General features: G+C 66.1%; 9 protein-coding genes and 3 pseudogenes. 10 read left to right on the forward strand and 2 right to left on the reverse strand.

Annotated features, from left to right (window positions below; all coding sequences use genetic code 11):
- From B056_RS43485 to B056_RS0104675, 5 genes and pseudogenes are all read left to right on the forward strand, one after another.
- Nucleotides 1-224: pseudogene (locus tag B056_RS43485) on the forward strand (IS3 family transposase); the annotation flags it as partial.
- 353 nt (nt 225-577) lie between these two features.
- On the forward strand, nt 578-1,507 hold the full coding sequence (locus B056_RS0104660) for a TIGR03564 family F420-dependent LLM class oxidoreductase (protein ID WP_018500743.1): 930 nt from the start codon (nt 578-580) through the stop codon (nt 1,505-1,507).
- Between the two features lie 229 nt (nt 1,508-1,736).
- On the forward strand, nt 1,737-2,294 hold the full coding sequence (locus B056_RS0104665; RefSeq protein ID WP_018500744.1) for a nuclear transport factor 2 family protein: 558 nt from the start codon (nt 1,737-1,739) through the stop codon (nt 2,292-2,294).
- Nucleotides 2,295-2,337: 43 nt separating this feature from the next.
- Nucleotides 2,338-2,910 (forward strand): carboxymuconolactone decarboxylase family protein, encoded by a 573-nt coding sequence (locus tag B056_RS0104670; RefSeq protein ID WP_026239327.1) that lies wholly within the window; start codon nt 2,338-2,340, stop codon nt 2,908-2,910.
- Nucleotides 2,911-3,049: 139 nt separating this feature from the next.
- Nucleotides 3,050-3,244 (forward strand): annotated as a pseudogene (locus tag B056_RS0104675) (NF041680 family putative transposase); the annotation flags it as partial.
- Nucleotides 3,245-3,621: 377 nt separating this feature from the next.
- On the opposite strand, the gene B056_RS0104680 reads toward B056_RS0104675, so the two are convergent.
- Nucleotides 3,622-4,095: a VOC family protein gene (locus tag B056_RS0104680; protein WP_026239328.1), complete on the reverse strand. Its 474-nt coding sequence runs from the start codon at nt 4,093-4,095 to the stop codon at nt 3,622-3,624.
- A gap of 270 nt (nt 4,096-4,365) precedes the next feature.
- Here B056_RS0104680 and B056_RS0104685 point away from each other — a divergent pair, with 270 nt between their 5' ends.
- The 5 genes from B056_RS0104685 (at nt 4,366) to B056_RS0104705 (ending at nt 9,899) form a co-directional block, all read left to right on the forward strand.
- On the forward strand, nt 4,366-5,124 hold the full coding sequence (locus tag B056_RS0104685) for an SDR family NAD(P)-dependent oxidoreductase (RefSeq protein ID WP_035750150.1): 759 nt from the start codon (nt 4,366-4,368) through the stop codon (nt 5,122-5,124).
- A complete protein-coding gene (locus B056_RS0104690; RefSeq protein ID WP_018500749.1) occupies nt 5,121-5,891 on the forward strand; it encodes an SDR family NAD(P)-dependent oxidoreductase in 771 nt (256 codons plus the stop codon). Before B056_RS0104685 ends, B056_RS0104690 begins: the two co-directional genes overlap by 4 nt.
- A gap of 392 nt (nt 5,892-6,283) precedes the next feature.
- Nucleotides 6,284-6,904, forward strand: coding sequence for a TetR/AcrR family transcriptional regulator (locus B056_RS35130; RefSeq protein ID WP_035750151.1), 621 nt, complete (start codon nt 6,284-6,286; stop codon nt 6,902-6,904).
- A gap of 214 nt (nt 6,905-7,118) precedes the next feature.
- Nucleotides 7,119-8,612, forward strand: coding sequence for an aldehyde dehydrogenase family protein (locus B056_RS0104700; RefSeq protein WP_018500751.1), 1,494 nt, complete (start codon nt 7,119-7,121; stop codon nt 8,610-8,612).
- 18 nt (nt 8,613-8,630) lie between these two features.
- Nucleotides 8,631-9,899: an acyl-CoA dehydrogenase family protein gene (locus B056_RS0104705; protein WP_018500752.1), complete on the forward strand. Its 1,269-nt coding sequence runs from the start codon at nt 8,631-8,633 to the stop codon at nt 9,897-9,899.
- A gap of 158 nt (nt 9,900-10,057) precedes the next feature.
- Here B056_RS0104705 and B056_RS44025 read toward each other — a convergent pair.
- Nucleotides 10,058-10,266: pseudogene (locus B056_RS44025) on the reverse strand (IS5/IS1182 family transposase); the annotation flags it as partial.

A 10,266-nucleotide genomic window follows, 5' to 3' on the forward strand; every position in this document is an offset into this window, starting at 1 on the left:
ACTCCGGGATCGGCCTGCTCACTCCCGCGACCGTCCACCACGGCCAGGCCGAGACCGTTCAGGCCGCCCGCGCCGAGGTCCTCGCCGCCGCCTACGCCACCCGACCAGACCGGTTCGTCCGCCGCCCACCAGCACCACCACCGCTGCCGACACCAGCCTGGATCAACCCACCCGAACAGACCCCGAACCAGCCAGGCACCACCACAGAACAACCAGCTCAATAGTTCCTACAAGATCTTGCCTCGATCAGGTTGACGGGTTCCACTGACCCGTCGGGCCACGCCCCGCAGCGGAGAGCACCGACCGCTGCGGGCCAGGTGATCGTGAGCGGAACCGCTCAGCTGCCCACGCCGCCCACCGCCCGGCGGATCTTCGGGCCGTGCCGCTCGCATGCGCCCGGAATTTTGGTCGCGACCCGCCGGCCACTGACCCCTTACGCCAGCGATCTCGACGCTACAACAGAAGCGAACCCTTGACTACAGAGAGCGATACAGTCTTCCGCTTTCGCGGGACGGACACCGACTGTACAGTCGTACGACACGGTTACACATCTGTACAGCGATAGCGGGAGGTCGGAGTGCGCATCGGTTTGACCGGTGGGGGTAGCTCGGCGGACAAAATCGTCCAGCAGGCGAAAGAAGCTGAGGCCGAAGGCTTCGCGTCTCTGTGGTACGCGAGCGCCGTCACCGGCGACCCGCTCGTCGCCATGGCCGTCGCAGGCCGCGAGACAACCAGGATCGAACTGGGCACCGCCGTCCTGCAGACCTATCCCTGCCATCCCCTGCTGCAGGCCAACCGCGCCGCGTCCGTCGTCTCCACGATGAACCGGCCCGGCTTCACCCTGGGCCTCGGCCCCTCACACGAAGGCTTGATCCGGGACGTCTATGGCCTGTCCTACGACCATCCCGGCCGCAGCACCGAAGAGTACGTCACCATCCTCACCGGCCTGCTCCGCGGTGAGGCCGTCGATGTCAAGGGCGAGGACTGGACAGCACACACCGCCGAGCGGATGGTTCCCATCAGCCACCCGGTGCCCGTACTGCTCGCGGCCTTGTCGCCCCGCCTGCTCCGGGTCGCCGGCCAGCTCGCCGACGGCGTGGTGCTGTGGATGGCCCCGCCACGGGCGATCGAAACCCACGTGGCGCCTAAGGTGCACGCCGCGGCCGCCGCGGCGGGCCGCCCGGCCCCACGCATCGTCGCCGGGCTCCCCGTCGCCGTCCACGACGACCTCGACGAGGCCCGTGCCGCCACCGCAGCCACCGCAGCCGGTTACGGCAGCCTGCCCAACTACCAGCGCATCCTCAGAATCGGCGGGGCCTCGACCGCGACCGAGGCCGCCATCGTCGGCAACGAGGCCTCCGTACGCGGCCAGCTCCACGGCCTGATCGACGCCGGCGCCACCGACGTCTGGGCCAACGTCGTCCCGGTTGGCGACACTCGGGAAGCTCGGGCTGCCTCCCGACGCCGCACCACCGAGCTGCTCCGCGAGCTCCTCGACCAGAGCTGAGTCGACAAATGCCCAATCTCGTCCGGTCACTGCTGGGGACCAGACTGCAGCCGGGGCCCGGCGCGTAGACGGCGACGCCCCACAAGACCGAGTTTGACCTGCCCCCCGGCAGGGGTTATACAAATGTACAGCGCCAGCTATGACCTCCTCTGACTCCGAGGTCGGGGCGTTGGGGTCCAAGGCTTCACTGGTCGATGGCAAGTGACTGCGACGATGAGGGAGAACCACCATGTCCGTCGAGGACGAGCTCAAGGAACTTCGCCGCGAGCTCCAGTACGTCACGGACCGTCTCGCGATTCTCGACTGCGTCATGAAACAGTCACGCGGTCACGACCGCCATGACATCGAGCTTATGGCAAGCGTCTACCACAACGATGGAGTCGACGAGCACGGGCCCGTCGTGAAGCTCGGCCCCGACTACGGCGAGTACGCCAACCAGGCTCACTCGTCGGTTTTTGTCGATCACTTGCACAACATCACGACCCACACCTGCGAGATCGACGGCGACGAGGCTCACTGCGAAAGCTACGTCATCGGCGCTATGCGTTCCCGCGACGGCAAGACCGTGCACATCTTCGGAGGAAGATACCTCGATCGCGTCGAGCGGCGGAACGGCGTGTGGAGGATCGCGTTGCGGCGGTGCACCCTCGAGTGGACGATGAACGGCGACACGTCGCTCCTCTCTTCTGGTTCGTTCACAGGCTTCATCAAGGGAACGTGGGACAAGAACGATCCGTCGTATGCGCGGCCCTTGAACCTGGAGAAGACCCCGGTCAAGAAGTGGTAAGGATGACGGGCGCGGCACATCAACGATGGAAGGACCGATGAACATGGCCCGAATCGAACCGCTCCCAGCCAAGAAATGGCCCGCGGAGATGCGGGATGCTTTTGCCGCCCTGGTACCGCCGAAGCCTCGCCATACGCGGTCCATCCAGGAGGGCCGACCGAAGGCCCGCAATGCCTTCGGGACGTTCGCCCACCACCCGGACCTCGCGCGGGCGTTCTTCACGCTCAACGGTCACGTGCTGCTGGCGACCACCCTTGCCCAGCGGCAGACGGAGCTGCTGGTCCTGCGGGTCGCGGCGCTACGCAAATGCGACTACGTGTGGGCGCAGCACGTCCTCATCGGTCGCGAGGCCGGGCTGACCGACGAGGAGATCGAGAAGATTGCCCGAGGGCCAGCCGATCCGGCTTGGAGCCCATCCGACTCAGCACTGCTGCGCGCCGTTGACGAGCTGCTCGACGCCGGCACAATCGGCGACGAGACCTGGGCCGCGCTGACCGCCGAACTCGACACCCAGCAGCTCATGGACCTCATCTTCACAGTCGGCGCCTTCGAGGCATCCGCCTTTCTGATGAACTCCTTCGCGTTTAACCTCGACGACGATCTACGACCGAGCTAAGCTTGTTTTTAACCTCAACTGTCACACCGCGTGATACCTGCTGGTGTTGTGGGGTGGGTCGGCGTGTCCTCGCGACGCGGAACGATCTTCGGAAGATCGCGCTCTCATCAAAGAAGCCGTGATCAAAACGAAGGTCGCGATGGGCGATGTGCAGGACGAACCGGGACGCGTCGAGGCTCTGGGGAGGCCGTGTCGCTTCCGGCAGGAGTTCTACGACTGTCTGACCCGCCGGGCGGACGTGGTGTTCGAGGTAATGGACGCCGTGTTATGCACCGACGGCCCGGTCAAGACGTTGGTCGACCTGACACTGACCCCGGAGCACCGTCGTGGCCACGAGTGAAACCGGCGAACCAGCGAGTCAACTACAACTCGCGGCCCGCCGAGTGCCGTGTCGACCCGCCGCTGCCAATAGCGCCCATACATCCTCGCCGGCGCTGTCTTGCACCGCGGACACGCCACCTGCCCCGTCCGAGCACGGCACGGCACAGCCGAATCCCGTCCGCTGTCCTCTCGGACCTCCCTACCACGACGCTCGACAGATACGGCAACACGATCCCAAGATCGAGGAGATCACATTAGCCCGACGATCGCGGCTGGCTGCCAATAATTGATCAACATCCAGCACCGGTTCGACCACAAGATCGGCGCCGGATCCCATTCTCTGCGATGGAGCCGAGATTTAAGCATAGGTATTCCCCGTAGATCGTTAGTTCAGCGGCGGCTCGTCACCTGCACCAGTTCGATGCGGATGCCGTCGGGGTCCGCCAGGAAGAGCACGTCCATCGCGCTGTCGCGCATCGGGATGTGTGTTCGGGTGTACTCGATCGGCGTCGCGCCGAGTGCCACCAGGCGTGCCTCGGCCGCAGCGAGATCGTTGACGTAGACCGACAGATGGGTGAAGCCGATCTGCCGCCGCGTCGTCAGGGCTGTGCCCTCTGGCCTCGGGGTCTTCCAGTCGAGCAGTTCCAACTTCGTCTGGCCGTTGACGATCATCTGAGATCGGCAACGTATGGGCGGCGGCACCTCGGCCAGCTGAGCGAGGGAATCGCCGATGTCGAACCTCTCGGCGAGCCGAAACCCCAGCCCTTCGGTATAGAACCGTATCGACCGGTCGAAGTCGGACACGCAGAGGCCGATGTGGGATATAGCTACGCCACTAGCGGCTTGCTTCGATAATTCAGACATCCTGTGCTCCCTGTTATTTGGTCGACGTCAACCCAACTCGTACCGGCACACGCACCGTGCGCTAGGCGGCCGATGGGCGTCCTCTGGGGCGACACCTCAGCTGTGAGGACGCCGCCCGGCTCAGCACTCCCCCTAGACATCGTCTTACAAACGTATAGCATTAGCCATACGTACGTACAGGGCCGCTGCAGTTGAGCGCCGGGGATCTTGCGGCCCTAGTCCACCGCCGCGGGGCGGGGCACAAGGCCTGCGTTACCGCGGGGACGAGGAATGAGGAGGCGTAGGTTGAGTTGTGTCGCTATCGTGACCGGCGGTGCGTCGGGGTTGGGTCTGTCGATCTGCGAGCATCTCGCCCGGCAGGGGCGGAACGTAGGCGTACTCGACCAGGACGTCGATGCCGCCGAGCGGGTGGCTGCCGGTCTGCGGTCGCAGGGAACTAAGGCGGTAGCGGTCGGGGTCGACGTGGCCGACTGGGCCTCGGTCACCACGGCGTTCGACGCGGTCCGCGCCGAACTCGGACCGGTCGGGATCCTCGTGACCAGCGCCGGTGTCTCCGGGTTCGTGCCTTTCGAGGACCTGACGATCGACGTCTGGTCGCGGACCATCGAGGTCAACCTGACGGGGACGTTCACCTGCGTGCAGGCGGCGATCGCGGACATGGTGGCTGCCGGCTGGGGCCGTATCGTCACCATCTCGTCCGCGGCGGGTCAGACCGGTGTGGCCCGCCAGGCACACTACGCGGCGTCGAAGGGCGGCGTCATCGCGCTTACCAAGGCGTTGGCGCTCGAGTACGCGGCCAAGGGGATCACGGTGAACACGATCCCGCCGTTCACCGCCGACACGCCGCTGCTGCGCAGCATGCAGCAGGCGAAGCACCTACCGAGGGCCGAGACGCTGGCGCGGATGATCCCGGCCGGCCGGCTCGGTACGGGCGACGACATCGCGGCGGTCTGCGCGTTCCTGTGCACCGAGGAGGCCGGCTACCTAACTGGTCAGGTCATCGCTGTCAATGGAGGAGCAGTCACGTGAGGGATCGGTTCGCGCTCGATGGTCAGGTTGCCGTCATCACCGGCGGGGGCACCGGCATCGGCCGGGGTGCGGCGCTCGCGCTCGCCGAGTACGGGGCCGATGTCGTGCTCGCCGCGCGCCGGGTGGAGCCACTGGAGTCCACGGCCAAGGAGGTCCAGGCGGCGGGCCGGCGAGCGCTCTCGCTGCCGACGGACGTGACCAGCGCGCAGCAGTGCCAGCAGCTCGTTGACACCACGGTGGCAGAGTTCGGGCGGCTCGACATCCTCGTCAACTGTGCCGGCGGTGCGGAGACGAAGTCGATCCGGCGATGGACTGAGGAGGAGTGGCACCAGGTCCTGGCGCTCAACCTCGGCAGCGTGTGGTTCCTCTCCCGTGCAGCCTCGGTTCCGATGCTTCAGCAGGGCAGGGGCGCGATCGTGAACATCTCCTCGGGTGCCAGCCTGCTCGCGATGCCGCAGGCCGCGCCGTACGGCGCGGCGAAGGCCGGGGTCAACAGCCTCACCCGCTCCATGGCCGCTGCCTGGACTGGTAAGGGGATCCGGGTCAACGCCATCGCCGTCGGAGCTGTCCGGGCCGCCACCCTGACCGACGACGCCGCCCGTTATGGGCTCGACCCGGAGGCGATCGGCCTGACCAACGCCTCGGGCCGCCTCGGGGAACCCGACGAGATCGGCAACGCCGTCCTGTTCTTCGCCTCCGACGCCGCCAGCTTCTGCTCCGGCCAAACCCTCTACATCCACGGCGGCCCTGGCCCGGCTGGGGTCTGATGCCTTCGCGTATCCGTGACCCATGCCAGATCGGTGCGACGCGTCTGAGAAGGAAGCCGTCCCGTGAAGAAGCGGTCTGGCCTCCAAGGGCGGCCCGCAGGAGTTCATCGCCGGCGCGACGTCAGCGAAGCCGTGGGTGTGCAGGTCCAGCGAGAACTGGGACTGGTCCGACCCGGTCCCGGCCAACTTCTCGCTCGACCTCTGCTGGCCCGACACCCCAGGTCCGTCCCGGAGCCGGTTCAGCCATCTTCGGAGGACCTGGCCTGCTGTCGCCGATGAGGCGGTTCTGGTAAAGAGGCACCAGGAGTTTGACGACCACGGACAGTCGAGGTCGGCGCCGGGCGGCACGCGCCGGGGGCGCCACCCTGTGACACTGCGCTGAAAGGCCCCAGATGACGACACCCCGCCGGGTTGGCGCGGAAACATCGAAGACACGCGCGGCGTTGTTGGACAGTGCCGAGAGGCTCATGCTCAGCGAGGGGTACGCGGCAGTGACCTACCGTGGGGTGGCGTCCCGGGCCGGAGTGACGTCCGGATTGGTCCAGTACTATTTTCCGACACTGGACGATCTTTTTCTCGCCCTGGTTCGGCGTCGGACAGACCAGACCTTGGGGGTGCTGGTCGAGGCGCTCCGGACGGATCACCCCCTGCGGGCACTCTGGGAGTTTTCGAACAACTGGACCGCCGGCGCTCTGATAGCGGAACTCACGGCCCTGGCGAACCACCGCAAGAAAATCCGGGCCGAGATCGCCGCCGTCGGCGAGAAGGTGCGTGAGTTGACACTTGAGGCGCTATCGAGGTCGTCGAACGATTACACGGTTCCCCTGGGCAGAGTTCCGGCCGAGGTACTCGTCTTTTTGGTGACCAGCAGCCCGCGGATGGTCATCATTGAACAGTCGGTCGGCATGTCGACGTCTCACGCGGAGACGATCGACTTTGTTGAGCGCTACCTGGACAAGGTCGAACCCCGGACGGCGCGCGAGAGCGCGGCGAGTCGGGAATCGGACACGTAATCGTGTGACGCCTCGCGGGCGTCTGATGCAAATTTTTCGGCGTCCTGCCGCCTGAATCCGGCGTTTCCCCTGGCGCCGCTCTGATGGCCGTGGAGGGGTAGCGGGGATAGGGCATCGCCTGTGCGTCGCGGCCTCTCACCTCCCCCCCCGCATGCATGTTATGCCCGGCGTATTTTATCGACCTTTCAATGTTAGCCATACACTCATAAAGCATATGGAGGGGATTTTGGTGAACAGAGCAGTCGTCACCTCCGAGTCGAGGATGCTTGTCGATGGTGAGCTCATCGAGGCTGACTCAGGCAAGACCTTCGACAACATCAACCCGGCGACGGAGGAAGTGCTGGGCCAAGTCGCCGACGCATCGAAGGCGGAGATGCGCCGAGCGATCTCGGCCGCCCGGCGGGCATTCGACGAGTCCGATTGGTCGACTAACCACGCGTTACGGAAGCGTTGCCTGGAGCAGCTGCAGGTAGCGCTGGAGACGGAGCGTGAGGAACTGCGCGAGGAGCTGATCCTCGAGGTCGGCTGCCCACGAATGATCACTGCTGGGCCGCAGCTGGACCTGCCGCTGGGGGAGGCGCTGAGCTATCCGGCCACGTTGATCGACGAGTTTCCCTGGCTCGTCGACCTTCCGGAGGCGACTGGTATGTCCGGTCAGCCCAACCGGCGGCAGATCCAGAAGGAGGCGGTCGGGGTCGTCGGCGCGATCGTGCCGTGGAACTTCCCGTTCGAGGTGAGCTTGCACAAGCTCGGCCAGGCGCTGGCCACAGGTAACACGGTGGTGCTCAAACCTGCGCCCGATACTCCCTGGAACGCGACCCGCATCGGCCGTCTTGTCGCGGAGCGCACCGACATCCCGCCGGGCGTCGTCAACGTCGTGACGTCCTCGGATCATCTGGTCGGCGAGGAGCTGACTCTGTCCCAGCAGGTCGACATGATCTCGTTTACGGGCTCGACCGCGGTCGGTCAGCGGATCATGGAGAAGGGCGCGGCAACGCTCAAGCGGGTCTTCCTGGAACTGGGCGGCAAATCAGCGACCATCGTGCTCGACGACGCAGACTTGACGGCGGCGACGATGATGGGACTCAGCGCCTGCTTCCACGCGGGTCAGGGCTGCGCTATCCAATCCCGCATGCTCCTGCCGCGGTCACGTTATGACGAGGGCGTCGAGCTGCTGAAGAACCTCTTCGTCGCGGTCCCCTACGGTGAGCCCGATCGACCGGACGTGATCATGGGACCCCTCGTCTCGCGCCGACAGCGGGAACGCGTGCTCGGCTACATCGACAAGGGTGTCCAAGAGGGCGCCACACTCGCTGTAGGCGGTGGACGTCCAGCGCACCTGCCGAAGGGCTGGTATGTCGAACCCACGTTGTTCACCGACGTCGACAACTCGATGACCATCGCCCAAGAAGAGATCTTCGGGCCGGTGCTCGTGGTGATCCCCTTCGACGATGACGAGGACGCCGTCCGGATCGCCAACGACAGCAGATACGGGCTCAGCGGCGGAGTCTTCTCCGGGTCACTGGAACGGTCGCTCGCCCTCGCTGGCCGTATCCGCACCGGCGGAATGAGCGTCAATGGAGGGGAACCCTTCGGCGCCGACCTGCCGTTCGGCGGCTACAAGCACAGCGGCCTCGGGCGGCAGAACGGGATCGCGGGATTCGAGCAGTATTTGGAGACGAAGGCACTGGCCTGGCCACTGCCCTGAATCGTGCGAGGAGTAGGCATGACGAACGACGACGTCGAGACCATCGACAGCTTCCGGCTCCGAGCCCGAGCATGGATCAGGGCCAACCTGCCTCCCGTCGGGCCGAACCAGATGGCCGGCCTAGCCGCCAATGTGATCGGCGACGGGGAAGCGTTAGCCGTGGTGGCTCGGGAACGACAGATTCAGCGGATGCTGTTCGACGCTGGATTCGCGGGGATCTGCTTCCCACGTGAATATGGCGGGCAAGGTTTGACCCCGGCCCACCAGCGGGCCTTCAACGAGGAGATCGCCGGGTACGAGTTCCCGATCGAGATCCAGGCGCCGACGTTCGCGCCGTGCGCGGCGGTGCTGCTCGAGTTCGGCACCGAGGAGCAGAAGCAGCGGCACCTGCCCGCCATCCTCAGGGGCGAGGAGATCTGGATGCAGCTGCTGTCCGAGCCCAGCGGCGGGTCGGACGTCGCCTCCGCGCTCACCAGCGCCGTGCGGGACGGCGACGACTGGATCATGAACGGATCCAAGATCTGGACGAGCGGTGCCTGGCTGGCGGACTGGGCGCTGTGTCTGGCCCGCACCAACTGGTACGTGCCCAAGCACCGCGGACTGACTGTGTTTCTCCTCCCCTTACGCGGCGAGGGCGTCCAGGTTCAACGCATCGAAATGATCAATGGCAACCGGGAATTCTGTCAGGAGTTCCTCACCGACGTCCGGGTGCCCGACACCGACCGGATCGGCGCGGTCGACGGCGGCTGGACGGTGGGCACCCGCTGGATGTTCCACGAACGAATGCTGTACAACTCGCCGTACGTCACGGTTCCGGCCGGCTGGAGCCAGACCGGCGTGGACGCCGCGCTTCTTGTCGACGTCGCCTGGGACGCCGGGCGGCTTCCCGACCCCGGGGCGCGTGACCTCATCGGTGAGGGTCGCATGCTTGAGGTTGTCGAGCACGCGCTGCAGCAGCGGATCGCCGGGGGCATGACGATCGGGCGGATGCCCGACCAGGCCGCGGCCATCGGACGGCTCTTCCACGGGGTCGTGATGGCCCGGATGATGACGATTGCTTTCGATCTCGCGGGTGGCGCCGGGGTGGCCTGGACGGAGGAGGACGGCGCGGTGGCAGGCCGCGGCGTCGATTTCCTCGTGCGGCAGACCGCCTGTATCGGCGGCGGTACCACCGAGATGGCCCGCAACGTCATCAGCGAGCGTGTGCTCGGCATGCCACGCGAACCCTCCCTCGATCGTGACCGCGCCTTCCGCGACATTCCCCGCGGACCGTCCAACCGCTCATGACCCATCATCGGCGGCCGCGTTCCAACGGATCCCACGGTGACACATGCTCCGCCCACCCCCCGCAGGTGACGGCAGCTCCGCCGACCAGACCTACGCAGTCGACTAAAGGCTGTTTCGTAACTCGGTTTGGGTGGGGTGTGGCCGGTCCGCGTGACCGGTCAGCCGGTCCGGCTGATGTTGTAGAGATGGGCGATCCCGGCCGCGGTGATCCCGAGGGTGCGGGCCTGGCGGCGGTAGTCACGCAGGATCTTCCAGGTCTTCATCCCGGCGAGGGCGTGTTCGACGCGGGCCCGGACCTTGCGGTGCACCCTGTTCAGCTCCTCCTTCCACTCCGACAGCGGCTGTCCGTCGAGGGGTTTCCGATACG

It is taken from the genome of Parafrankia discariae, assembly GCF_000373365.1.
Classification (GTDB): Bacteria; Actinomycetota; Actinomycetes; order Frankiales; family Frankiaceae; genus Parafrankia; species Parafrankia discariae.

Bases quoted from the DNA above. Each gene is read 5' to 3' on its own strand.
- B056_RS0104680 (WP_026239328.1), bottom strand. From the start codon at position 4,095: ATGTCTGAATTATCGAAGCAAGCCGCTAGTGGCGTAGCTATATCCCAC.
- B056_RS0104685 (WP_035750150.1), top strand. From the start codon at position 4,366: ATGAGGAGGCGTAGGTTGAGTTGTGTCGCTATCGTGACCGGCGGTGCG.
- B056_RS0104670 (WP_026239327.1), top strand. From the start codon at position 2,338: ATGGCCCGAATCGAACCGCTCCCAGCCAAGAAATGGCCCGCGGAGATG.
- B056_RS35130 (WP_035750151.1), top strand. From the start codon at position 6,284: ATGACGACACCCCGCCGGGTTGGCGCGGAAACATCGAAGACACGCGCG.
- B056_RS0104665 (WP_018500744.1), top strand. From the start codon at position 1,737: ATGTCCGTCGAGGACGAGCTCAAGGAACTTCGCCGCGAGCTCCAGTAC.
- B056_RS0104705 (WP_018500752.1), top strand. From the start codon at position 8,631: ATGACGAACGACGACGTCGAGACCATCGACAGCTTCCGGCTCCGAGCC.
- B056_RS0104700 (WP_018500751.1), top strand. From the start codon at position 7,119: ATGGAGGGGATTTTGGTGAACAGAGCAGTCGTCACCTCCGAGTCGAGG.